The 24,671-nt window shown below is 47.4% G+C and carries 17 protein-coding genes; 13 read left to right on the forward strand and 4 right to left on the reverse strand.

Annotation, left to right across the window (positions count from 1 at the left end):
* Nucleotides 1-116: 116 nt before the first annotated feature.
* From mdtM to iatD, 9 genes are all read left to right on the forward strand, one after another.
* Nucleotides 117-1,349, forward strand: a complete 1,233-nt coding sequence (mdtM, locus tag ACJHX7_RS15475) for a multidrug efflux MFS transporter MdtM (RefSeq protein ID WP_410231651.1) — start codon at nucleotides 117-119, stop codon at nucleotides 1,347-1,349.
* A gap of 40 nt (nucleotides 1,350-1,389) precedes the next feature.
* Nucleotides 1,390-2,670, forward strand: coding sequence for a DUF445 domain-containing protein (locus tag ACJHX7_RS15480; RefSeq protein WP_001037380.1), 1,281 nt, complete (start codon nucleotides 1,390-1,392; stop codon nucleotides 2,668-2,670).
* Nucleotides 2,671-2,785: 115 nt separating this feature from the next.
* Nucleotides 2,786-3,937: a double-cubane-cluster-containing anaerobic reductase gene (locus tag ACJHX7_RS15485; RefSeq protein ID WP_094030257.1), complete on the forward strand. Its 1,152-nt coding sequence runs from the start codon at nucleotides 2,786-2,788 to the stop codon at nucleotides 3,935-3,937.
* Between the two features lie 9 nt (nucleotides 3,938-3,946).
* Nucleotides 3,947-4,714: a putative 2-hydroxyacyl-CoA dehydratase activator YjiL gene (gene yjiL, locus ACJHX7_RS15490; RefSeq protein WP_032172284.1), complete on the forward strand. Its 768-nt coding sequence runs from the start codon at nucleotides 3,947-3,949 to the stop codon at nucleotides 4,712-4,714.
* Nucleotides 4,711-4,977, forward strand: coding sequence for a DUF3343 domain-containing protein (locus ACJHX7_RS15495; protein WP_000657671.1), 267 nt, complete (start codon nucleotides 4,711-4,713; stop codon nucleotides 4,975-4,977). Before yjiL ends, ACJHX7_RS15495 begins: the two co-directional genes overlap by 4 nt.
* Before the next feature lie 262 nt (nucleotides 4,978-5,239).
* Entirely contained in the window at nucleotides 5,240-7,213 is a 1,974-nt protein-coding gene (locus tag ACJHX7_RS15500) for a pentapeptide repeat-containing protein (protein WP_094030258.1), read from the forward strand.
* 265 nt (nucleotides 7,214-7,478) lie between these two features.
* Entirely contained in the window at nucleotides 7,479-8,321 is an 843-nt protein-coding gene (locus ACJHX7_RS15505) for an SdiA-regulated domain-containing protein (protein WP_122992255.1), read from the forward strand.
* Nucleotides 8,322-8,388: 67 nt separating this feature from the next.
* Nucleotides 8,389-9,567 carry an MFS transporter gene (locus ACJHX7_RS15510; protein ID WP_001089434.1) on the forward strand — a complete coding sequence of 393 codons (1,179 nt, stop codon included), beginning with the start codon at nucleotides 8,389-8,391 and terminating at the stop codon, nucleotides 9,565-9,567.
* 210 nt (nucleotides 9,568-9,777) lie between these two features.
* The gene (iatD, locus tag ACJHX7_RS15515) at nucleotides 9,778-15,018 is read left to right on the forward strand and encodes an inverse autotransporter IatD (RefSeq protein ID WP_122992256.1); all 5,241 of its coding nucleotides are present in this window, start codon (nucleotides 9,778-9,780) and stop codon (nucleotides 15,016-15,018) included.
* A gap of 120 nt (nucleotides 15,019-15,138) precedes the next feature.
* On the opposite strand, the gene kptA is transcribed toward iatD, so the two are convergent.
* Nucleotides 15,139-15,723 carry an RNA 2'-phosphotransferase gene (kptA, locus tag ACJHX7_RS15520; protein WP_032172279.1) on the reverse strand — a complete coding sequence of 195 codons (585 nt, stop codon included), beginning with the start codon at nucleotides 15,721-15,723 and terminating at the stop codon, nucleotides 15,139-15,141.
* A 249-nt stretch (nucleotides 15,724-15,972) separates the two neighbouring features.
* Between kptA and ACJHX7_RS15525 the strand changes: the two genes are divergently transcribed.
* The 4 genes from ACJHX7_RS15525 to hypT all read left to right on the forward strand — a co-directional run bounded on the left by ACJHX7_RS15525 (nucleotide 15,973) and on the right by hypT (nucleotide 19,275).
* On the forward strand, nucleotides 15,973-16,656 hold the full coding sequence (locus ACJHX7_RS15525) for a nucleoside recognition domain-containing protein (protein ID WP_001295597.1): 684 nt from the start codon (nucleotides 15,973-15,975) through the stop codon (nucleotides 16,654-16,656).
* Nucleotides 16,653-17,114, forward strand: a complete 462-nt coding sequence (locus tag ACJHX7_RS15530) for a YjiG family protein (protein WP_000211971.1) — start codon at nucleotides 16,653-16,655, stop codon at nucleotides 17,112-17,114. The genes ACJHX7_RS15525 and ACJHX7_RS15530 overlap by 4 nt, the downstream gene beginning before the upstream one ends.
* Nucleotides 17,115-17,126: 12 nt before the next feature.
* Entirely contained in the window at nucleotides 17,127-18,299 is a 1,173-nt protein-coding gene (gene iadA, locus ACJHX7_RS15535) for a beta-aspartyl-peptidase (RefSeq protein WP_094030259.1), read from the forward strand.
* A gap of 64 nt (nucleotides 18,300-18,363) precedes the next feature.
* Nucleotides 18,364-19,275 carry a hypochlorite stress DNA-binding transcriptional regulator HypT gene (hypT, locus tag ACJHX7_RS15540; protein ID WP_000348506.1) on the forward strand — a complete coding sequence of 304 codons (912 nt, stop codon included), beginning with the start codon at nucleotides 18,364-18,366 and terminating at the stop codon, nucleotides 19,273-19,275.
* Between the two features lie 86 nt (nucleotides 19,276-19,361).
* Here the strand turns inward: hypT and nhaC are convergent, their stop codons facing one another.
* The 3 genes from nhaC to dhaR form a co-directional block, all read right to left on the reverse strand.
* Nucleotides 19,362-20,765 (reverse strand): Na+/H+ antiporter NhaC, encoded by a 1,404-nt coding sequence (gene nhaC / locus ACJHX7_RS15545; protein WP_001208425.1) that lies wholly within the window; start codon nucleotides 20,763-20,765, stop codon nucleotides 19,362-19,364.
* Nucleotides 20,766-20,779: 14 nt separating this feature from the next.
* Complete coding sequence (gene ibeA / locus ACJHX7_RS15550) at nucleotides 20,780-22,150, reverse strand: putative intracellular survival FAD-dependent oxidoreductase IbeA (RefSeq protein WP_000397938.1); 1,371 nt, start codon at nucleotides 22,148-22,150, stop codon at nucleotides 20,780-20,782.
* Between the two features lie 286 nt (nucleotides 22,151-22,436).
* Complete coding sequence (gene dhaR / locus ACJHX7_RS15555) at nucleotides 22,437-24,371, reverse strand: dihydroxyacetone kinase operon transcriptional regulator DhaR (protein WP_001312419.1); 1,935 nt, start codon at nucleotides 24,369-24,371, stop codon at nucleotides 22,437-22,439.
* Between the last annotated feature and the right edge of the window lie 300 nt (nucleotides 24,372-24,671).

Consider the following 24,671-nt stretch of genomic DNA (forward strand, 5'->3'; position numbering starts at 1 on the left):
GTGGTTGATTACATGAAATTCAGTACATTTGCCCGTCTCGCCTGCCTTTCGTCATTACCGACGGTATTGAATTTCGTTTTCCCCATTGGGGTTCTCCGGACAAGGAGTTGTTTGTTATGCCACGTTTTTTTGCCCACCATGCCGCCACGCTGTTTTTCCCGATGGCGTTGATTTTGTATGACTTTGCTGCGTATCTGTCGACGGACCTGATCCAGCCAGGGATCATTAATGTGGTCCGTGATTTTAATGCCGATGTCAGTCTGGCCCCTGCTGCCGTCAGTCTCTATCTCGCTGGAGGCATGGCATTGCAGTGGCTGCTGGGGCCGCTTTCCGACAGGATTGGCCGCAGGCCGGTGCTGATTACCGGGGCGTTAATTTTTACCCTTGCCTGCGCCGCGACAATGTTCACCACGTCAATGACACAATTTCTTATCGCGCGTGCAATTCAGGGCACCAGTATCTGTTTTATTGCCACCGTTGGTTATGTCACGGTGCAGGAGGCGTTCGGACAGACAAAAGGGATCAAGTTGATGGCGATTATCACCTCCATCGTACTGATTGCGCCGATTATTGGCCCGCTTTCCGGCGCAGCTCTGATGCACTTTGTGCACTGGAAAGTCCTTTTTGCCATCATTGCGGTTATGGGTTTTATCTCATTTGTCGGCTTGCTGCTGGCGATGCCAGAGACGGTGAAGCGCGGCGCGGTTCCGTTTAGCGCCAAAAGCGTCTTGCGCGATTTTCGCAATGTCTTTTGCAACCGGCTGTTCCTCTTTGGCGCGGCAACCATCGCCCTCAGCTATATCCCAATGATGAGCTGGGTGGCTGTCTCGCCGGTGATCCTGATCGATGCGGGCGGCTTAACAACTTCGCAGTTCGCCTGGACGCAGGTTCCGGTATTCGGCGCGGTGATTGTCGCCAACACCATCGTGGCGCGATTTATCAAAGATCCGACCGAACCGCGGTTTATCTGGCGTGCCGTGCCCATTCAACTGGCCGGCCTCGCACTGTTGATTGTCGGCAATTTGCTGTCGCCACACGTCTGGCTGTGGTCGGTGCTCGGCACCAGTCTGTATGCTTTCGGGATTGGTTTAATCTTCCCGACCTTATTCCGCTTTACGCTGTTTTCCAATAACTTACCGAAAGGGACCGTCTCCGCATCGCTGAATATGGTGATCCTGATGGTGATGTCTGTCTCGGTCGAAATCGGCCGCTGGCTGTGGTTTAACGGCGGTCGCTTGCCGTTTCATCTGTTAGCCGTCGTAGCGGGCGTTATCGTCGTTTTCACCCTGGCGGGATTGCTCAATCGCGTGCGCCAGCATCAGGCTGCCGAGCTGGCGGAGGAGCGGTGATTTTTGCGCGATCCTGCCGTCAGGCTCTATTCTTAACGTTATGAATAAACTCATTGAACTCAGACGCGCCAAAATGTTGGCGCTCTCTTTACTGCTTATCGCCGCTGCTACCTTTGTCGTTACGCTGTTTTTGCCACCCAATTTTTGGGTGAGCGGCGTGAAGGCGATTGCTGAAGCGGCGATGGTCGGCGCGCTGGCGGACTGGTTTGCGGTGGTGGCGCTGTTTCGCCGCGTGCCGATTCCGATCATTTCTCGTCATACGGCGATTATCCCGCGTAATAAAGACCGGATTGGCGAAAATCTCGGTCAGTTCGTGCAGGAAAAATTTCTCGATACCCAATCGCTGGTGGCATTGATTCGACGTCACGAACCGGCGTTGTTGATTGGCAACTGGTTTAGTCAGCCAGAAAACGCCCGCCGCGTTGGTCAGCATCTGTTGCAGATCATGAGTGGTTTTCTTGAACTGACCGATGATGCGCGTATTCAGCGCCTGCTTAAGCGCGCAGTCCATCGGGCGATTGATAAGGTCGATCTTTCCGGCACCAGTGCGTTGATGCTGGAGAGTATGACCAAAAACGATCGTCATCAGGTGCTGCTGGATACGCTGATCGCACAGTTGATCGCCCTTCTCCAGCGCGATAAATCGCGCAAGTTTATCGCCCAGCAGATTGTTCGCTGGCTGGAGAGTGAGCATCCACTGAAAGCCAAAATTTTGCCCACTGAATGGCTGGGCGAACATAGCGCGGAGTTGGTTTCTGACGCGGTGAATTCTTTGCTTGATGATATTAGTCGCGATCGTGCGCATCAGATCCGCCATGCGTTTGATCGCGCCACCTTCGCCCTGATCGACAAGCTGAAAAACGATCCGGAAATGGCAGCGCGAGCCGATGCCGTAAAAAGCTATCTGAAAGAAGATGAAGCTTTTAATCGCTATCTCAGTGAATTGTGGGGGGATTTACGGGAATGGCTGAAAGTGGATATCAACAGTGAAGATTCTCGTGTGAAAGAACGTATCGCACGAGCGGGTCAATGGTTTGGTGAAACGTTAATTGCCGATGATGCCTTGCGGGCGTCGTTAAATGGTCACCTGGAACAAGCCGCGCACCGCGTCGCGCCTGAGTTTTCCGCATTCCTGACGCGCCACATCAGCGATACAGTAAAAAGCTGGGATGCGCGGGATATGTCGCGGCAAATCGAGTTAAATATTGGCAAAGATCTGCAGTTTATCCGTGTCAACGGTACGCTAGTTGGCGGTTGTATTGGGCTAATTTTGTATTTGCTGTCGCAGCTCCCGGCTTTGTTCCCCCTCGGCAATTTTTAGAAATCCATGAAAAACTAAGTGGCTAACCGCGAGAGAGATCAAATAAACCGCACTAAAAGAATGGTAATAATGTGGCCTCTTTTCATTATCTCCCGTGGTACGGGGAAGGAAAATCATGTCACTTGTCACCGATCTACCCGCCATTTTCGATCAGTTCTCTGAAGCTCGCCAGAAAGGCTTTCTAACCGTCATGGATCTCAAGGAGCGCGGCATTCCGCTGGTTGGCACCTACTGCACCTTTATGCCGCAAGAGATCCCGATGGCAGCCGGTGCGGTTGTGGTTTCGCTATGTTCCACCTCTGATGAAACCATTGAAGAAGCCGAGAAAGATCTGCCGCGCAACCTCTGCCCGCTGATTAAAAGCAGCTACGGCTTCGGCAAAACCGATAAATGCCCCTACTTCTACTTTTCTGATCTGGTGGTCGGTGAAACCACCTGCGACGGCAAAAAGAAAATGTATGAATACATGGCGGAGTTTAAGCCCGTTCATGTGATGCAACTGCCAAACAGCGTTAAGGACGATGCCTCACGCGCGTTATGGAAAGCCGAGATGCTGCGCTTGCATAAAACGGTAGAAGAACGTTTTGGGCACGAGATTAGCGAAGATGCTCTACGCGATGCCATTGTGCTGAAAAACCGCGAACGTCGCGCACTGGCCAACTTTTATCATTTGGGGCAGTTAAATCCTCCGGCGCTTAGCGGCAGCGACATTCTGAAAGTAGTCTACGGCGCAACCTTCCGGTTCGATAAAGAGGCGTTGATCAATGAACTGGATGCAATGACCGCCCGCGTTCGTCAGCAGTGGGAAGAAGGCCAGCGACTGGACCCGCGCCCACGCATTTTAATCACCGGCTGCCCGATTGGCGGCGCAGCAGAAAAAGTGGTGCGCGCGATTGAAGAGAATGGCGGCTGGGTTGTCGGTTATGAAAACTGCACCGGGGCGAAAGCGACCGAGCAATGCGTGGCAGAAACGGGCGATGTGTACGACGCGCTGGCGGATAAATATCTGGCGATTGGCTGCTCCTGTGTTTCGCCGAACGATCAGCGCCTGCAAATGCTCAGCCAGATGGTTGAAGAATATCAGGTCGATGGCGTAGTTGATGTGATTTTGCAGGCGTGCCATACCTACGCGGTGGAATCGCTGGCGATTAAACGTCATGTGCGTCAGCAGCACAACATTCCTTATATCGCTATTGAAACAGACTACTCCACCTCAGATGTCGGGCAGCTCAGCACCCGTGTCGCGGCCTTTATTGAGATGCTGTAAGGAGTGGCAGTGGCATATTCGATTGGCATTGATTCCGGCTCAACCGCCACCAAAGGGATCTTACTGGCAGACGGCGTGATTACGCGCCGTTTCCTCGTTCCAACACCCTTTCGCCCGGCAACAGCAATTACTGAAGCCTGGGAAACTCTGCGCGAAGGGTTAGAAACAACGCCGTTTCTGACGCTCACCGGCTACGGACGGCAACTGGTGGATTTTGCCGATAAACAGGTGACGGAAATCTCCTGTCACGGGCTGGGCGCACGGTTTCTTGCGCCAGCAACGCGCGCAGTAATCGACATCGGTGGTCAGGACAGCAAAGTGATTCAGCTTGATGATGACGGTAACCTGTGCGATTTCCTGATGAATGACAAATGCGCGGCGGGCACCGGGCGTTTCCTGGAGGTGATCTCGCGCACGCTTGGCACCAGCGTCGAGCAACTCGACAGCATTACTGAAAATGTCAGACCGCACGCCATCACGAGTATGTGCACAGTGTTTGCCGAATCAGAAGTGATCAGCCTGCGCTCAGCGGGCGTCGCGCCAGAAGCGATTCTCGCCGGAGTGATTAACGCGATGGCGCGGCGGAGTGCCAATTTCATTGCTCGTCTCTCCTGTGAAGCGCCGATTCTGTTTACTGGTGGCGTTAGTCATTGCCAGACGTTTGCCCGGATGCTGGAATCTCATCTGGGAATGCCGGTAAATACCCATCCTGATGCGCAATTTGCTGGCGCAATTGGCGCAGCGGTAATTGGTCAACGAGTGAGAAAACGCCGATGAAAGAGTTTTTATTTTTATTTCACTCCACGGTCGGCGTCATACAAACCCGTAAGGCGTTGCAGGCAGCGGGCATGACTTTTCGCGTCAGCGATATTCCCCGTGATTTACGCGGCGGCTGCGGGTTATGCATTTGGCTGACCTGTCTGCCCGGCGAGGAAATACAATGGGTGATCCCTGGGCAGACCGAAGCGATATATTGCCAGCAGGGCAGCGACTGGCAGTGCGTGGTGCATTACGATTCAGAAGCGTCAACCAGGCAATAAGACCTTTAAATATAACGCCCGGATATTTGGCTGCACATAATCCTGCATGAAGGAAGTTGTATTAAATATCTCGCCTGATGTGAAATATTTCCCATCCACAAAATGAGCGATTTTTGATAGCACCTTACTATTGCGCGTCTAAAATACAATATACCTTGTATTATACTTAAACCCATAATTATACATAGAGCAATAAAATGATTACCACACCCCCTGATTATTTTAGATTTAGAAGAACATTTCACAATTCAAGGATAAAATTATGGACTCAACATTTAACATATACCAGGATATTCTCCCAGCATTCAACATGTATTCGGGACTAAAACCTTGCCATGAAAAAAATAACCAACCATTTGATATTAACACGGAAATTGAAACCATACAAAAACAAATTAATTATGATATAAATCATTTGAATGACGGTTTGATTAAGCGTGTTCTGAATCTTTTTATTCACCTTATCTCTAATCCCGACAATCTCGAATTAACCTTAAATCGATATTCATCAACAACAGAGCAAATCATCGGCAGAACCAAAAGAAATAGTTTACATGAGTTTGAAGTTGGCGATCTAAAAATAATATTTAATCGACAAGATGATAATGAAAGCGTATTAACTGTTAAACACAAAGATATAAGTCATGGTTGCAATGTTAAAACCGAGCAACTGCAGCAGTTTATTAAAATAATGGAACAAAAAGCGCAACTACCAATCTATATTGACAAGAACAATTTGAAAGAGAGTATTTTCTCTGTTTTGCGAAATGACCCACAGCACGTAGATAAAGAGCAATACCTTCCCTGTGATAAGTTTTTAACACATGCCTGCAAAAGTTCAAATTCATTTGAAGTGAAATTAGATGCCACTCATCAATATCAACATCTGAATAACTTCATGATTTCTTTTGACCCAGTAGAAAATCAATTAACAATACGGGATAACAATAACGAGACTGAAACTATCTCGTTGACAAACTTACAATGGGAAAATGTGCTGCAATACTACAGAGAAAACCACCAGCAGCCAAATATAGCAGGATCACGAAATCTCACGGATAATAGAGATAAAATTAAAAATACAATATCCACCTCTGAAATTATAGAGTGCGCCTCTCCTGAAATAAGAAGTAGCGTCCTGAACGATCTTTATAGCATTGCTAATTTCCTCCCGGACAAAAATCTGACACCAAATGAGAGCTGGAAAAGATTTTGCCATACATGCGAGCGCTTTTATGTTGCTCAGAAGAGTATCACTGGAGATAACAGTGAACGTCTTACGCGAAAAGTCTCTATCTCTGATGCAGGAATTACAATGACCTTCAAGATAGGTGATGTTGTCATCAATACTATTAGCACTGCTATCCCTGAAGATGAATCGGGTCAACGGTGTATAGAAGGGTTGAATTTAGCAGAGATGGATTTAACCGGCATAGACTTGTCGAAAATGGCGCTAAGGAATGTCAATTTTAATGGCAGCATTCTTAGAAATGCGGATTTCTCCGGTACGATCTGTGAAGGCGTGGATTTTACCGATTGTGATCTCCGTTATGCAACCTTTATTGACGCCTCATTAGAAAAAATCGATTTTCGTAAAGTTCGCCACTTGTTTAATATAAATTTTACAAATGCAAATCTACGGAACAGCAACTTCAGCGGAAAAGTTCTCACTGGCGTTAATTTTACTGGAAGTGACCTTAGTAACGCTTATCTTGAACACATAGATTTCACAAAAGTGATTTTCTTTCCGTCATTAATTATTGGAGCAGTATTTGATAATTCCAATCTATCAGAGAAAAATCTTTCAGACAAAGATCTTACTAATATTAGCTGCATGTATACCAATTTTACTAACGCTAATTTAACAAAATGCAAACTCTTAAATACAAACTTTTCGGCTGCAAAATTTGACAATACTAATTTCACTGGTACAAAAGGTTCTAATATTCTGTTTAACCATGCATGGTTGTTCAATACGATATTTATAGATACGATTTTTAAAAATGCCTGTTTTTTCAATGCCAAAGTGAATAATGTTTCTCTTAAGAAAGCATATATTTACAATGATAATATCGATAAAAAAGCCAATGACAGTACCGATAAACAAGCCAAGAACAGTACCGAGCAACAGGACAGTACCAGTTTTAATCAAGCCCGTTTAAAGAAAGAAGTGAATAGCAGTTTTTCCATTCCGGGTTTAACGTCTTATCAGCCAACGTATATAGTTGAAGAATAGTTCAATAATCACCCAAACAGAGTGGGTATGGCAGAGGATATAAATTAACATTTAAACGTTAACCGCCTCATCTATCATTCATGGATGAGGCGCATTTATCAGTCGATGTAAGCTGAAAATGTTCTGCCATCCAGAGACAACCGCCGCCCCCTGCGGCGTTTACTATTTCATCGCCCGCGTTAAGAATTCATTAAGCTTCATCCGTATACTCCTTATCTGTCGCACTGAATTTGACGAGAAAAAAGCAATAATAAGGAGCAACAAGTTGAAAAAGCGCATCACCTTTATCGTTTTTCTTTGCGCCATCGTGGCGGTAAGCCTGTTTTTTGTGCAATCCTGCGTCCGTAAAAGCCAGCATGTCGCAGGGTTTCAGAATTATCAGGCCACTATCGATGGTAAAGAGATTACAGGAGTAACTAAAAATATCTCCTCACTGACCTGGTCTGCGCAGAGCAATACCTTGTTTAGCACTATCAACAAACCTGCAACCATCGTTGAAATGACGACCGAGGGTGACCTGATCCGCACCATTCCGCTCGATTTTGTTAAGGATCTCGAGACGATTGAATACATTGGTGATAATAAATTTGTCATCAGTGATGAACGTGATTATGCCATTTATGTGATTTCACTTAACGCTGATTCGGAAGTGAGCATCCTCAAAAAAATTAAAATCCCATTGCAGGAAACGCCAACCAACTGTGGCTTTGAAGGGCTGGCTTATTCCTCTCAGGACCATACCTTCTGGTTTTTTAAAGAGAAAAATCCGATAGAGGTCTACAAAGTAACCGGGCTATTGCGTAGCGATGAGTTGCATATCAGCAAAGATAAAGCGTTGCAGCGTCAGTTTACTTTAGACGATGTTTCTGGCGCGGAATTTAACCCACAGAAAAATACGTTGCTGGTGTTGTCACATGAGTCACGCGCCCTGCAGGAAGTGACCGTGACAGGTGACGTGATCGGCGAAATGTCGTTAACCAAAGGCAGGTATGGCCTTTCACACAATATCAAGCAGGCGGAAGGGATAGCGATGGATGCCAGTGGCAACATCTATATCGTTGGCGAACCCAATCTTTTTTATCGCTTTACGTCGACAAAATCACGATAACAGTCTGGCAGGTTCTCCTTTTTTGTTATTAACTTGTTAACTCAAAATAATACAAACAAGGAAGAACATGAATTCGACATCGCATCCCGTAGAACGTTTTTCTTTCAGCACCGCGTTATTCGGGATGCTGGTTCTGACCTTAGGTATGGGTTTAGGCCGCTTTCTCTATACGCCGATGCTGCCAGTCATGCTGGCGGAAGGCGAATTTTCCTTTAGCGAACTCTCATGGATCGCCAGTGGTAACTATGCCGGGTATCTGGCGGGGAGCCTGCTGTTTTCATTCGGCGCGTTTCATTTACCCTCACGCCTGCGCCCGTTCTTGTTAGCTTCCGCCCTCGCAACCGGATTATTAATCCTCGCGATGGCGTGGCTGCCGCCGTTTCTTCTGGTTTTCATCATTCGCTTTCTGGCGGGGGTCGCCAGCGCCGGGATGTTGATTTTCGGCTCAACGCTCATCATGCAGCATACTCGTCATCCCTTTGTCCTTGCGGCGCTATTTTCTGGTGTTGGCGTCGGCATCGCTCTGGGCAATGAATATGTGCTGGCAGGCCTGCATTTTGCCCTCTCTTCACAAACGTTGTGGCAAGGTGCCGGAGCACTTTCTGCCATTATATTGCTTGCTCTGGCGCTGCTCATCCCGTCGAATAAACACGTTATCCCGCCAGCGCCATTGGCAAAAATCGCGCAACAACCCATGAGCTGGTGGTTACTGGCGATTCTGTATGGTCTGGCGGGTTTTGGTTATATCATCGTCGCCACCTACCTGCCGCTCATGGCGAAAGACGCGGGCCAGCCTGTGCTGACGGCTCACCTCTGGACACTGGTCGGCTTGTCGATTGTCCCAGGTTGCTTTGGCTGGCTGTGGGCAGCCAAACGGTGGGGAGCATTACCTTGCCTGACCGCGAATTTGCTGGTGCAGGCGATCTGCGTGCTGTTAACCCTCGCCAGCAGCTCTCCTTTATTACTCATCATCAGCAGTATTGGTTTTGGCGGCACCTTTATGGGAACGACCTCGCTGGTGATGACCATCGCCCGCCAGCTTAGCGTGCCGGGAAATCTTAACCTTTTGGGCTTTGTGACACTCATTTATGGTATCGGGCAAATTCTTGGCCCGGCGCTGACCAGTATGCTCGGCAACGGAACGTCGGCCCTCGCCAGTGCCACGCTCTGCGGCGCGGCGGCGCTATTTATCGCAGCATTAATCTGCGGGATGCAAATATTCAAATTGCATACGAATGATTCTTAAGTAATTTAACGAATTTAACTTTTCAGTACATCACGTAAAATAATTAAAACATCCTTTTTCTTTGGAGGTACTCAGCCACCGCCGTTATTAATCCTGGTTTAGCAATTCCACGGCTAATTCATTATTTCTGGTCATATTATAGTCAGGATCGCATTATATCTCCGTGCTAGAAAAAACAAGTTTAATTCTGTTTTTTCACGGAAGGTCACTATGGCTTCAACAAATGCGCATCAAATAAAAAATAATGATCAAAACTCTTTATGTGGTCTGGGTGACAAAATACGCCGCCTGACCGCCGGAGTTTGTTTATTTACACAAATTTTTTTCCCCGTCATGGCGACGGCACAAAATGTGGTACACGCTAAACCTCAGACGACAGTTTCATCTCCGTCCCCTCTAATAGAAAATAATACTGTGCCTTACACGCTTGGTGCGCTGGAATCAGCGCAAAGCGTTGCTGATCGATTCGGTATTTCACTGGAGGAGCTTCGTCGTCTTAATCAGTTCCGTACTTTTGCTCGCGGCTTTGATAACGTGCGCCAGGGTGAAGAGCTGGATGTTCCGGCAACAACCTTGCAGAAAAGTCATGAGCAACAAAATGCCGTACCGCCTGCGAATGGCGAAAACACGCTGGAGAATCAAATAGCCAGCACTTCGCAGCGAGTTGGCACCCTGCTTTCACAAGATATGAATAGTGAGCAGGCCAGCGGCATGGCGCGTGGTTGGGCGTCTTCAGAAGCCTCAGGCGCGATGACTGATTGGTTAAATAACTTTGGCACTGCGAGAATCTCTCTGGGTGTGGATGAAGATTTCAGCCTGAAAAATTCGCAATTCGACTTCCTGCATCCGTGGTATGACACACCTGATTATCTGCTCTTCAGCCAGCATACCCTTCACCGAACAGACGATCGTACCCAGATCAACACCGGTTTGGGCTGGCGTCATTTCACCCCCAGCTGGATGTCAGGCATCAACCTGTTTTTTGACCACGACCTGAGCCGCTATCACTCCCGCGCGGGGCTTGGCGCAGAATACTGGCGTGATTATCTGAAGTTGAGCAGCAACGCTTATATCGGCCTGACCGGCTGGCGTAGCGCACCGGAATTGGATAATGACTACGAAGCCCGCCCGGCCAACGGCTGGGATTTACGCGCGGAAGGCTGGTTACCAGCCTGGCCACAACTGGGTGGAAAACTGGTCTATGAACAATACTATGGTGATGAAGTGGCGCTGTTTGACAAGAATGATCGTCAAAGTAACCCCCATGCTATTACCGCAGGCCTCAACTATACCCCCTTCCCGCTTCTGACTCTCAGTGCGGAACAGCGTCAGGGGAAACAAGGTGAAAATGACACACGTTTTGCCGTTGATCTGACCTGGCAACCCAGCAGTTCAATGCAGAAACAGCTTAATCCGGACGAAGTGGCCGGACGGCGCAGTCTGGCCGGTAGTCGTTATGACCTGATTGATCGCAACAACAACATCGTTCTTGAATATCGCAAGAAAGAGCTGATTCACCTGAGTCTGCAGGATCCGGTGAAAGGAAAGTCTGGAGAAATAAAACCGCTGGTTTCCTCGCTACAGACCAAATATGCCCTGAAAGGCTATAACATCGAAGCCGCTGCGCTGGAAGCTGCCGGAGGTAAAGTCAGGACGTCTGGAAAAGATATCACGGTCACACTGCCAGGTTATCGCTTCACTAACACTCCAGAAACCGATAATACATGGTCGATAGACGTTACCGCCGAGGATGTAAAAGGTAACCTGTCTCGTCATGAACAAAGCATGGTAGTTATTCAGGCTCCGACATTAAGCCAGAAAGATTCTCTGTTATCCGTTAATCCGCTAACCGTGGCTGCAGATAAAAAATCGACGACCACATTGACCGTTACTGCACACGATTCCGACGGAACTCCGGTGCCGGGGCTGGCGCTGCAAACCCGCAGTGAAGGCGTTCAGGATATCACCCTGTCTGACTGGACAGATAACGGAGATGGTAGTTACACACAGATGCTGACCGCCGGAACGACATCAGGTTCAGTAACACTGACGCCGCAAATTAACGGTGAGAGTGCGGTAAAAGAATCCATCGTTGTTAATATCGTCCCTGTTGTCTCATCCCGCGACCATTCATCAATAACAATTGATAACGTATCGTATTATGCCGGAGACGACATCAAGGTTAGGGTGGAACTGAAAGACGACAGCAATCAACCGGTTGCATATCAAAAAGAGGAATTGGTAAAAGCCGTTACTGTCGAAAACAGCAAACCTGGAGCCACGATTGTCTGGCACGAAGAGCAGCCGGGCGTTTATGCCGCGAATTATCCGGCCCATAAGCAAGGGACAGCACTAAGGGCACAACTTAGCCCTCACAACTGGAATGCTCCACTGCAATCGCATATTTATAACATTGAGGCAAACCAGAATAAGGCTCGCGTTGCCACATTATCAGCGACAAATAATGACGTTTACGCCGATAAAAAGACATTTAATACCCTCACGATCAACGTCACTGATGAGAGTGATAATCCCCTGACAAATCATCAGGTCACCTTTAAGAATGAAAAAGGAAGCGCTGAATTTGTCGAACCGCCGCAGCAAAATACGGATGCATATGGTGTTGCCACAATCAACATGGTAAGTCAGGTTGCGGAAGAAAATACGATTAGTGCCACGCTGCCAAATGGTTTCTCACAACGGATAATTGCGAAATTCGTTAGCGATTCGAGTACGCCAAAATTCAAACAACTGGTTGCCGATCCAGATACCATTATTGCTGGCAACAGCCAGGGCAGTACTCTGACCGCCACCGTCACAGACTTTCATAACAACCCGTTAAAAGATATGAAAGTGAATTTTGTGGCACCTGGTGGCTCGCAACTGGACAACACGACCGCCACAACAGACCAGTCCGGTATTGTGCGAGTGCACCTGACCAGTTCAAAAGCTGGTAGCTATTCCGTCGATGCCTCGCTTGAGGCGGATAAAAATATTCACCAGTCGGTCACGATCACCGTGGTCCCAAACAGGGAACAATCGGTAATGACCTTAAATGCCGGGTCGGGCAGTGCGATCGCTAACAATACAAATACCGTTATCCTGACAGCCAGTGTGAAAGATGTTTATGGACACCCGTTGCCGGATGAGGATGTGAAATTTACCTTGCCAGCCTCCATGACCGGGAACTTCACGCTAAGTAGTGAGACCGCCCGCACCGATGCAAACGGTGATGCCGTGGTTACATTGCGAGGCACAAAAGCGGGTGAGTTTACAGTTACGGCGACGCTGACCAGAAATAACACCGTTGCTCATCAGCAAGTCACTTTTATTGGGGATACAAACAGTGCGCAGCTCCAGCCGCTGACTGCCTCATTAAATACCATTGTTGCGGGTGACAGTACGGGGAGTACCCTGACGGCAACGATCCTGGACGCTTACCAAAATCCGCTTAAAGACCAGCTGGTCACTTTCCAGAGTAACGATGTCACTCTAAGTGGAACAGAAGTCACCACCAATACGCTGGGTCAGGCGACGGTAACAATGACCAGCAATATTGCCGGGCAACATAACGTCGTGGTGAGCCGGAAAGCGCAAGTCTCCGATAATAAAACGTTTAGTTTATCAGTGCTGCCGGATGAAAGTTCGGCGAAGGTAATAAGTATAACCGGAGCCGAAAAAACGATAACGGTTGGCGAAAACATCACGCTACGGATACTCGTCCAGGACGCGTTTAACAATGTAATATCAGGTCAACGCGTCAGATTAAGTGCGCAGCCAACAGCTAACATTACGATAGGCGATACGGCTTACACCGATAATAACGGTTATGCATACGTTAACCTTATTAGCACCCAGCCTGGGGTTTATCAGGTGACGGCAACGCTGGACAATAACAGTAGTAGTAAGGTTGACGTGAATGTGGCAAATGGCAAGCTCGAGTTAACATCATCGAAGCCAGAAACCACGGTCCATAACAGTGAAGGTATTACGCTTACCGCAACGGCGAGAAATGCGCGGGATGAATTGATGCCTGGGCAAATTATCACCTTTAGCGTAACGCCTGAAGGTGCAACGCTAAGCAATACAGGGGAAATCCTTACTGACCAGTCTGGTCAGGCCAAAGTGACGCTGACCAGTAACAAAGTGAATGTCTATACCGTTACGGCCACAATGGGCAAAGATGTTCCCGTTCAGAGCCAGGTAACGGTTGCGGTTAAGGCAGATGCTAAAACGGCACATGTTGTGAGCGTCGTGGCTTCTCCTGACACCATAACCGCCGACGGCGTTGATAGCAGCACCATCACGTCACGAGTAGAAGATGATTACGGATTCCCGGTTGAAGGTGTCGATGTTAGTTATGCCTTAGACACCAAAGGCAGCCCGGTAGTTAATATTCCAACTACGCGTACCGATCAGTCCGGGCAAGTCACGGCGACAATAACCAGTACATTGGCAGAAACCTTAATAGTCAATGTGCAAGTTCCTGGTACAGCCAACCAATCCGCAACCATTACATTGGTTGCCGGCACGGCCGATGAAAGTAAGTCAATTTTGAAATCCGACGTTGACACTCTGAAGGCTGACTACCAGCAGAGCGCAAAACTTACGCTAACATTGCAAGACAAGTACGGTAACCCGATAGTGACGTCTGATCATCTGGAATTTGTCCAGTCAGGCCCCTTCGTGAACTTTCTCAAGTTGAGCGATATTGATTACAGCCAAAGAAATTATGGCGAGTACACCGTGACTGTCACTGGCGGAAAAGAGGGAACTGCGACCCTCATTCCCATGCTGAACGGAGTTCATCAGGCAAACTTAAGCGTATCGCTGAATCTCATCCACTCGATAAAAGAAATGTCCGGTCATGTCACTGCAAACAACCATACCTTCTCCACGGCTAAATTCCCGAGCGAAGGTTTTGCAGGGGCGTATTACACACTCAACAATGATAACTTTGAAGCGGGTAAAACCGTTGATGATTATATGTTTTCAAGTTCACAGAGTTGGGTGTCTGTCGATGCGTCAGGTAAAGTTTCTTTCTCAAATATCGGCGATCAAACGTCAGTCACAATAAGCGCTGTTCCCCGACAAGGAGGTACAACCTACCAGACCTTAATTAAGCTGAAAGGCTGGTGGGTGAATAATGGAAATCATACCAATATCTGGCTAGCTGCCAATGCGCTCTGTCATGCTAAAAATGATGGATATAATCTTCCTGGCATCACACATTTGACGTCTGGAGAAAACCAACGCACACAGGGATCGCTATATGGTGAATGGGGGAACGTTGGAGCGTTTTCCAGTAATTCGCAATTTACACAAGGAGCTTACTGGACAAGTGAATCTGATGATTACAATCGGCACTACTATGTGCAGATGCTAACGGGTATGACCGGAAGCGACGCTGATTCCAGCCCCCAACTGACCGCCTGCCGTAAATCACTTTAATTTCAGCAGGTTATTAAGGATACCCTTGTGCGAGGGTATCCTTTCAGACTGATAACAAACGCTACATTGCCTGATCCGCTGCGCTTATCAGTCCTATATAACCCCTGCAATATCTTGAATTTATTGTTTTTGTAACCCAGCCGGCATGAACGGCCACTCAAGAAACTCAACAGCAACCGTTGATGTCAGCCAGACCCCGTTTTCCGCTTGCCAGAAAGGGAGGCCTCGTTTCGCCATTTCCTGTGCTTTGACGGTTAAGATAACCGGCGATCCGTGTCTTGCTCCCACTTTGCGTGCCGTTGCTTCATCAGCAGAGAGATGTACGTAGTGACGCTCACCTGCAATCAGCCCCTGTTTTTTTATCTCGTCAAGGAAACGGCTTGCCGTACCGTGGTAGAGAAACTGTGGCGGTGTTTTTTCGGCAAAGGAAATAGCGACCTGCGAAGTCGAATGCCCCTGAACCGCGCGGATGCACCTACCATCACTGGAATAACTAAAACGCTTTTTATCGCTGGTGGCGACAACGGTATCCAGCAATGCACGGGTTAACCGCTTGCCCGCTTTTTGGGCACAAAGTATGAGCTTATCGATATCCGCCCATCCTTCACGGTCCAGTACGATACCAATCGCCTCCGGTTTGTGTCGGAGGACAAAACTTAAAAACTTGCTCGTATCCGCCAGCTCTTTTTCGTTGTACTTTGCCATCTCGTTTTCGTCCCTGGATTTTCTGTTTTTATTTACTTATGTCATTGTCACTGGGTTTATGAATTTACTGCAACTCAATCCAGCGCAGAACCTTTTCCCTATAGCGTAATTTTTCCGCTATGCAAAAAACGCATAGCCAGAAACATACTTGCATTTTCCCCATACCCACATGGCTGATAAGGTTTTTCAGCTCCAGGAGTTTTCCTGGCTCAAGCAACACACAAACACAAAAAAACAATGGGGATTGTTATGACACAACAAGGGGATGCTGTAGCCGGGGAGCTGGCGACAGAAAAAGTGGGCATTAAAGGGTATCTGGCTTTTTTTCTCACCATAATCTTTTTTTCCGGTGTTTTTTCCGGAACAGACAGCTGGTGGCGCGTTTTTGATTTTTCCGTTCTGAACGGATCGTTTGGGCAACTGCCTGGTGCGAACGGAGCCACCACCTCGTTTCGCGGGGCGGGTGGCGCGGGGGCTAAAGATGGCTTTCTCTTTGCGCTGGAGCTGGCACCGTCAGTCATTCTCTCTCTGGGAATTATCTCGATTACCGATGGTCTTGGCGGATTGCGCGCCGCGCAGCAGTTAATGACGCCCGTGCTAAAACCGTTGTTGGGCATTCCAGGGATCTGCTCGCTGGCGCTGATCGCTAACCTGCAAAACACCGATGCCGCCGCCGGTATGACCAAAGAGCTGGCGCAGGAAGGTGAAATTACCGAACGCGATAAAGTGATTTTCGCCGCATATCAAACCAGCGGTAGCGCCATCATCACCAACTACTTCTCTTCCGGCGTCGCGGTGTTTGCCTTTCTGGGCACGTCCGTAATCGTACCTTTAGCCGTCATCCTGGTGTTTAAATTTGTCGGAGCCAACATTTTGCGCGTCTGGCTTAACTTCGAAGAACGTCGCAACCCAACGCAAGGAGCGCAAGCATGACAACTCAGGTCCGCAAAAACGTCATGGATATGTTTATCGATGGCGCGCGCCGTGGCTTTACTATCGCCACGACCAACCTGCTGCCAAACGTGGTGATGGCGTTTGTCATCATTCAGGCGCTGAAAATTACCGGCCTGCTCGACTGGGTGGGGCATATCTGTGAACCCGTAATGGCGCTGTGGGGATTACCCGGTGAAGCGGCAACCGTCCTTTTAGCCGCATTAATGAGTATGGGCGGCGCAGTCGGTGTTGCCGCCAGTCTGGCAACCGCTGGCGCATTAACCGGTCACGATGTCACCGTTTTACTGCCCGCGATGTATTTAATGGGCAACCCGGTGCAAAATGTCGGTCGCTGCCTGGGGACAGCCGAAGTGAATGCCAAATATTACCCGCATATCATTACGGTCTGCGTGATTAACGCATTGCTGTCGATCTGGGTTATGCAGCTTATTGTTTAACAAGGAGTTACCATGATTGATTATACCGCAGCCGGTTTTACCCTGCTGCAGGGAGCGCATTTGTATGCGCCGGAAAATCGGGGAGTTTGCGATGTCCTCGTCGCTAACGGCAAAATTATCGCCGTTGCCAGTAATATCCCTTCTGACATTGTACCGGACTGCACGGTTGTCGATCTCCGCGGGCAGATCCTCTGCCCAGGTTTTATTGATCAACACGTTCATTTGATTGGCGGTGGCGGTGAAGCAGGTCCCACGACGCGCACGCCGGAAGTGGCGTTAAGTCGTCTGACGGAAGCGGGCGTCACGTCAGTGGTTGGTCTGCTGGGCACCGACTCTATCTCTCGCCACCCGGAATCCCTGCTCGCCAAGACCCGTGCGCTCAATGAAGAAGGCATCAGCGCCTGGATGCTGACCGGCGCTTATCATGTCCCTTCCCGCACTATTACGGGTTCCGTGGAAAAAGACGTGGCGATTATCGATCGCGTGATTGGTGTGAAATGCGCCATCTCTGATCACCGTTCTGCCGCACCGGACGTTTATCACCTGGCTAATATGGCGGCGGAATCCCGCGTTGGCGGTTTGCTCGGCGGTAAACCTGGCGTCACCGTGTTCCACATGGGCGACAGTAAAAAGGCATTACAGCCTGTCTATGACCTGCTGGAAAACTGCGATGTGCCGATCAGCAAGCTGCTGCCGACCCACGTTAACCGCAACGTTCCGTTGTTTGAGCAGGCGCTGGAGTTCGCGCGCAAAGGCGGCACTATCGACATCACCAGCAGCATTGACGAACCGGTCGCCCCTGCCGAAGGTATTGCCCGCGCCGTTCAGGCCGGTATTCCGCTGGCACGCGTCACCCTCAGCTCCGACGGCAACGGTAGCCAGCCGTTCTTCGATGACGAAGGAAATTTAACCCATATCGGTGTTGCCGGTTTTGAAACGTTGCTGGAAACCGTGCAGGTGCTGGTCAAAGACTATGATTTCAGTATCAGCGATGCCCTGCGCCCGCTCACCAGTAGCGTAGCCGGTTTCCTTAACCTGAGCGGGAAAGGCGAAATTCTGCCAGGCAATGACGCAGACTTACTGGTCATGACGCCAGAATTGCGCATTGAGCAGGTATACGCTCGCGGCAAACTGATGGTCAAAGACGGCAAAGCCTGCGTGAAAGGAACGTTTGAAACGGCTTAAACGGTTGTCAGCCGCCCGAATGGACGTAGAATGCCCGCAAGGGCGGCTGACAGAGTAAAACGTAATGGATGGCTGTGGTGCGGTTTTGCATAATATTGAAACAAAATGGCTTTATGATTTTCTGACCCTGGAAAAATGCCGCAACTTTTCCCAGGCGGCAGTCAGTCGCAACGTCTCGCAACCGGCATTCAGCCGCCGCATCCGTGCACTGGAACAGGCGATTGGCGTTGAATTGTTTAACCGCCAGGTGACGCCGCTGCAACTCTCGGAACAAGGGAAAATCTTTCATTCGCAGATCCGCCATCTGTTGCAACAGTTAGAAAGCAATCTGGCAGAGCTGCGTGGCGGCAGCGATTACGCGCAACGTAAAATCAAGATAGCCGCTGCACACTCTCTTTCCCTCGGTCTGTTACCGTCCATTATCAGCCAGATGCCGCCGCTCTTTACCTGGGCAATTGAAGCCATTGATGTCGATGAAGCGGTCGATAAACTGCGCGAAGGGCAAAGTGATTGTATTTTTTCTTTTCACGACGAAGACTTACTGGAAGCGCCGTTCGACCACATTCGCTTATTTGAATCTCAATTGTTCCCCGTCTGCGCCAGTGACGAACACGGAGAAGCACTTTTTAACCTCGCGCAGCCACACTTTCCGTTACTGAATTACAGCCGCAACTCCTACATGGGGCGATTGATTAATCGCACCCTGACGCGCCACAGTGAGTTAAGTTTCAGCACCTTTTTTGTCTCTTCGATGAGCGAGCTTTTAAAGCAGGTTGCCCTCGACGGCTGTGGAATTGCCTGGTTGCCGGAGTATGCCATCCAACAAGAAATTCGCAGCGGGAAGCTCGTTGTGCTTAATCGGGACGAACTGGTGATCCCGATTCAAGCCTACGCATACCGGATGAATACCCGCATGAATCCCGTTGCCGAACGCTTCTGGCGTGAACTGCGCGAGCTGGAGATTGTGCTTAGCTGACATTATTCTGCAAAACATGGAATTTTGACATTAACGCCGGATGGAGATTAATCCATCCGGCAAACGCATTTATTATCTTGAATAACTCAGGCCTTTGCTTCGTTGAAGCGCAGTAAACGGAAACCTGTAGAAGCATAGATCAACGCAAATATCATCGAGCAGAAACAGAATACACAGTACGGCAAGTAACTAAACGTCGGCACGCCTAGTGTTGTCGCCATATACAATCCGGCAGCTGACCACGGAATAATTGGCGCGCTCATGGTGCCAAAATCTTCCAGCGTTCGGGCTAAGACTAACGGTGATAAATTAAGATCTTCGAATTTCTTCATCATCAATTCAGATATAACAATCTTATTCAAACCATCAGAACCGGTAAGTAAGTTAATGATGATCGCTAAAACACCGCTTGCCAGAATAGCACCAAAGGCACTTTTTATTTTGTTTGCCGCACTTTGTAATGTGACATCCATCATTCCTGTTCCCGTCAGGATGCCAGCAAACATCATGGCGCAGATAATAAATGACAGGAATCCGCCCTGATTATTCAGGCCGCCTTGTTCAAGCAGTTCTTTCACAGAAGGTAACAGCGTCGTTGAATCAGTGATCATCGTCAGACGGAAACCACTCATTGTGGCCTTAATACCTTCGGCCAGCGGGAAACCTTGATACAGCCATCCAACCAATACGGCCACGAACGCACTGCTTAATAATGCCGGTACTGTAGGCAAACGCAAAAAGGTAAAGCACAGAACAATAAGCATAGGCAGTAGCGGTAACAGACCAAACTTATATAACTCTTTGAGCTGTACCAGCATCTGCATGCTTTCTGGTGAAATAGAGCCCGTAGAAGTATGAATCATTCCCAGCCAGGTAAAAAACAGCAGGCTAATAATCGTTGATGGGATGGTCGTCCAGAGTAGATATTTAATCAGATCATAAAGTTTAGTTTTGGTTACCGCTGAAGTCAGGTTGGTGGTATCACTTAACGGTGAAAGTTTGTCGCCAAAATAAGCCCCGGTAACAATGGCTGCCGCCAGAATTGGAAGATCGGCATGTAAGCCGGAACCGATGCCCATTAATGCAACACCAATAGAAGCGACAGATCCCCATGATGCCCCGGAAACATAGGACAATACTGCGTTCAGAAAAAACGCTATGGCATAAAGCCATGCGGGCGCAACCAGTAACATACCGTAATAAACCAGCATCGGCAGTGTACCTGCATAGCTCCATGTCGCGACCATAAAGCCAACGAAAATAACGATAAGTACCGGTGCCATCACCGCCGAAATCTTATCGATAATAAACCCCTGGATTTCATCCCAGGTATATTTCAGCTTAGCCATTGCAATAATGCAGGAAAACGCCGCTGAAATTAATAAACAGACGCTGGCAGGCCAGCCCATAACACCGATGCCAACAACCAACACGATCATCATAAAAATGATCGGTGTAAGCGCGACATAAAAACTGGGTTTTTCTCTCATAACTTTATTCCCTGTTAAAAGACTTTTACGCCATTTTGCTGTAAGCGTTCCTGTACCGTCTGAATATCTACCTGTGAAACGGTAGTGTTATTTTTAATGGCAATAGCAGCGGCAGTCCCTGCACCTTCTCCAGTGACAATACAACACCCCATATTACGGATTGTCGCATAGGCGAAATTATCTGCATCGATTGCCCGTCCGCAAACCAACAGGTTTTCAACTTGCTGCGGAATCATTACGCCATAAGGGATTTGAAAATAGTTCGCTTCAAGAGGTAATTTAAGATGACCATTTCCATCTATAAACTCAGGGAATACCCCTATTGAATCCGCATGACGTCCCTCATTACAAATATCATTTTCCGTAAGCTGGACTCGCCCAATAATATGTCTTGATTCTCTTGTTCCCACCGTCATACCGAAATTTTTTAATTGTGCCTGTTCAAATCCTGGCTGGAATTGACGCAACGCTTCAATCGCCTGCATGGCTTGCTTGCGGCCTTCTATTTCTGCACGCGTCAGGTCAAAAACATCCGTACAATCGACGGCAGGGATGCTGACAACGTTCAAGTAATTCGCATCACCATACTCGGTGACCGTACTCCAGGAACCGCCTAACGTCACATCTTTTGGAATAATTCCTGCCGACTTTCCTTTCGCAAAGACTTTACCCAGATAAGGGCTAAACATATCGCGACAAGATTCATGAACATCATAAGACCAGTTTTTATTTTCTTCATCCGCCCCCCAGTCTCCATATTTAGGTTCCGTGCTCTTAATATTTTGCATGAACGCGTTTTTATTTATATTTGCGCAACTAAAAACGGTTGTCATACACATTAGCTCTTCGCGTTCACGCTTAATAAATGGTGCTCCGGCAAACCATGCAATATCGGCATCGCCAGTACAGTCAATAATGACATTCGCCAAAATAGCCTGACGACCAGATTTACTCTCTGTTATTACGCCGAGTAAATTATTGCCCTGCTTAATAACATCAACGGCGGTAATGTGTAGTACGCGGCGCACACCTGCCTGTTCAAGCATTGCATCCGCAACCAGTTTGAAACGCTCGGCGTTAATAGCCTGACTATTCGATTGCGGCTCAGGGCTGGACGCCCCCATTGATTTTGCCGTTTCTTCTATTTCGCGTGCCAGTCCACCTGACTCTACCGTATTTTCATGACGCCACCAGGCAATTGACTCGACGCCAGCCGTTGTCATCATTCCGCCAAAACAACCGAAACGTTCAATCAGCATAGTAGCTGCGCCTTCACGAGCGGCACTCATTGCTGCGGCAATACCCGATGGACCACCACCAACAACTAACACTTCCGTGGTTGCCAGTACAGGTATATTACGAGCGGGTTCCAGATAAAATTCCATACTTTATCTCCGTATTCAATAATTGAGTAAAACAATCCCCCGAGCTTATATAAGCGCGTTGATATTTTTAATTATTAACAAGCAACATCATGCTAATACAGACATACAAGGAGATCATCTCTCTTTGCCTGTTTTTTATTATTTCAGGAGTGTAAACACATTTTCCGTCTCCCTGGCTAATAACCACATTGGCATTTATGGAGCACATCACAATATTTCAATACCATTAAAGCACTGCATCAAAATGAAACACTGCGATATTAAAATTCTTTCAATTTGAAAAGCATCAATCTGCATGCTCAACATTTGGATAGAGATTATAGATTTTAAGCTTGCGCCATAATGTTGTACGACCAATTTTTAATACTTCAGCTGCTTTAGTTAGATTCCATTCGCAGACACGACATGTATGCTCAATAGCTTGCATCTCCAATTCTGCCAGTGAAGTAAGATGAGGGATATCATCGTCGCCACTACTGTTATTTTGTCGGATATCCAGAGGAATATTCTCTAATCCGAGGACAAGCCGATTGCAGTTAATAAATACCTTCTCCATTCGATTTTTGAACTCGGAGATGTTTCCAGGCCAACGGTACTCAAGCAGAACTGAATTTGCGTCAGGCGTGATTGTCATTTTTTTTCGAGTGCGCTCCTGATACTTATCAATAATATCGTCAATCATTTGCTTGAGATCTTCACGACGTTTGCGCAATGGCGGAATTTCAATTTCATTCATGGAGATCTCATAATATAGCTGTCGGCTAAAAGCCCCTTGTTGCACGTACTCACGTAAAGAACTACTGGTACATGTAATCAGGCGAAAGCGTACGGGGATCAAACGATGGCTGTCTGAGCGAGTAACAAGCCCCGTTTTCAATACTTTCAATAAAACACTCTGAACTTCCCCTGATAGATATTCGACTTTATCCAGATATAAGGTGCCATTATGAGCCAGTTCAAATTTCGATGGCGAAGGGCCAACATCAGAGCCAAGAAGTTCGTGTAAGATATTTTCTGGTGATAGCATCTGACAATCTACAGAAATAAATGGCCCATCACGTTGCTCGCTCTCATTATGTATTGCCATCGCCAAACTCAATTTTCCCACACCTTCTTCGCCATTGATCAAAATCGGAGAGATGGATTTAATTGCCCGGCGAGCGATAAGTAATACCTGCTTCATACCACCTGAAGCCGCATGTAAACTGTCAAAGGTAAAATTTGCATTAGTGCTTATTTGCTGTTGGGCTATTTTCCTGATTTTGTCTAATGGATGAAGAAAAAGCAAAAACGAACCATCGCTTAACGGGCGAAGGGTAACCATAAGTTCAATAAATTCGCCACGGCATTCGAGGACAATTTGCTTTTGCGATAGTTTGTTCCGTTGTGTAATTGCCTCATTCAAAATCGGCGGAAATACGAATCCTTTTCGGATGTTCTGACCAATTAAACTTTCTTTATCAATATTCAGTAGTGTTTGTGCTTGAGAATTAACCATCGTAATTAAAGAATGACTATTCCAACAAATAAAACCGTCATCCATGCATTCAATCACAGCATTATGCTGGCAAAGTACTTTGTTTATTAACTTTTGTTCATTCTCAATATAGATATAATTAGCGATTTCTGTTGCACATGAATATGATGTTTTTAATTTAACAAGCTCGGCGGTAGTTTCAATTATACATACAATGTATCCATGGATATTACCATAATAATCAATGACCGGAGCAGCGCTCATCGCATAACAATGTAGCTGTTCACTAAAATGTTCTGCTCCTTCCAGTTGTGTATATAAATTTGTTTCCCGACAAAGACTATATACATTGGTTCCAATGCCATCTTCGGCCCATGACATACCAGATTCAATTCCTAACTCTCGCAATTGACTGGAATAATCGCCTGCTGCATTCAACGATAGAACCCAGCCGTGTGGGTCAATGATCAAAAATGCCAACCGGTCGTCACCAGCCAGGGTGAAATGGTCTTCAACAACTCTTTGTGAAATTCTAATAAACTCTTCGTTACGAGAAAAAATCGTCTGCAATGTTTGCCCGGAAGCTTTGACAGGCGTGTTCCAGTGGCGAGGGTCACAATGCTTGAGACATTTTTGCCATGACCTCAGCATCACATGATTAGTCGAATTTGTCGCGACCCAACCATGCTTAACAAACATTTTCCATTTATTTTTTAGATCATTATGATACGACTCTTTATTCATTATAATAATATCCATTCAAGTCATTTTCAGAACTTGTATCAGAATGCTATGCCAGTAAGCTTGATCAAACGCAATAATATCTAGTCTGGATCATTACAAAAACAGACCTTATCAACAATGTAACCATACATACATTAGAAAGAATAACCGTTAAAGCAATAAAAAACGAATAATACATTAGATAAATTTTAAAACTGCCAACAACATCTGAAATCTTTGCGTTTGATATTTATCATTATTCAAACTGAAACAACACAGGCATATGAGTTGTTTCACTGTGAAACAGTGCAGCGAAATTTG

It is taken from the genome of Escherichia sp. WS1451 (assembly GCF_046487365.1).
In the GTDB taxonomy this organism is placed as follows: domain Bacteria; phylum Pseudomonadota; class Gammaproteobacteria; order Enterobacterales; family Enterobacteriaceae; genus Escherichia; species Escherichia coli.

Bases quoted from the DNA above. Each gene is read 5' to 3' on its own strand.
- ACJHX7_RS15525 (WP_001295597.1), top strand. From the start codon at position 15,973: ATGACACAACAAGGGGATGCTGTAGCCGGGGAGCTGGCGACAGAAAAA.
- mdtM (WP_410231651.1), top strand. From the start codon at position 117: ATGCCACGTTTTTTTGCCCACCATGCCGCCACGCTGTTTTTCCCGATG.
- hypT (WP_000348506.1), top strand. From the start codon at position 18,364: ATGGATGGCTGTGGTGCGGTTTTGCATAATATTGAAACAAAATGGCTT.
- dhaR (WP_001312419.1), bottom strand. From the start codon at position 24,371: ATGAATAAAGAGTCGTATCATAATGATCTAAAAAATAAATGGAAAATG.
- ACJHX7_RS15510 (WP_001089434.1), top strand. From the start codon at position 8,389: ATGAATTCGACATCGCATCCCGTAGAACGTTTTTCTTTCAGCACCGCG.
- ACJHX7_RS15495 (WP_000657671.1), top strand. From the start codon at position 4,711: ATGAAAGAGTTTTTATTTTTATTTCACTCCACGGTCGGCGTCATACAA.
- kptA (WP_032172279.1), bottom strand. From the start codon at position 15,723: ATGGCAAAGTACAACGAAAAAGAGCTGGCGGATACGAGCAAGTTTTTA.
- iatD (WP_122992256.1), top strand. From the start codon at position 9,778: ATGGCTTCAACAAATGCGCATCAAATAAAAAATAATGATCAAAACTCT.
- nhaC (WP_001208425.1), bottom strand. From the start codon at position 20,765: ATGAGAGAAAAACCCAGTTTTTATGTCGCGCTTACACCGATCATTTTT.
- ACJHX7_RS15480 (WP_001037380.1), top strand. From the start codon at position 1,390: ATGAATAAACTCATTGAACTCAGACGCGCCAAAATGTTGGCGCTCTCT.
- ACJHX7_RS15530 (WP_000211971.1), top strand. From the start codon at position 16,653: ATGACAACTCAGGTCCGCAAAAACGTCATGGATATGTTTATCGATGGC.
- ACJHX7_RS15485 (WP_094030257.1), top strand. From the start codon at position 2,786: ATGTCACTTGTCACCGATCTACCCGCCATTTTCGATCAGTTCTCTGAA.
- iadA (WP_094030259.1), top strand. From the start codon at position 17,127: ATGATTGATTATACCGCAGCCGGTTTTACCCTGCTGCAGGGAGCGCAT.
- ibeA (WP_000397938.1), bottom strand. From the start codon at position 22,150: ATGGAATTTTATCTGGAACCCGCTCGTAATATACCTGTACTGGCAACC.
- ACJHX7_RS15500 (WP_094030258.1), top strand. From the start codon at position 5,240: ATGGACTCAACATTTAACATATACCAGGATATTCTCCCAGCATTCAAC.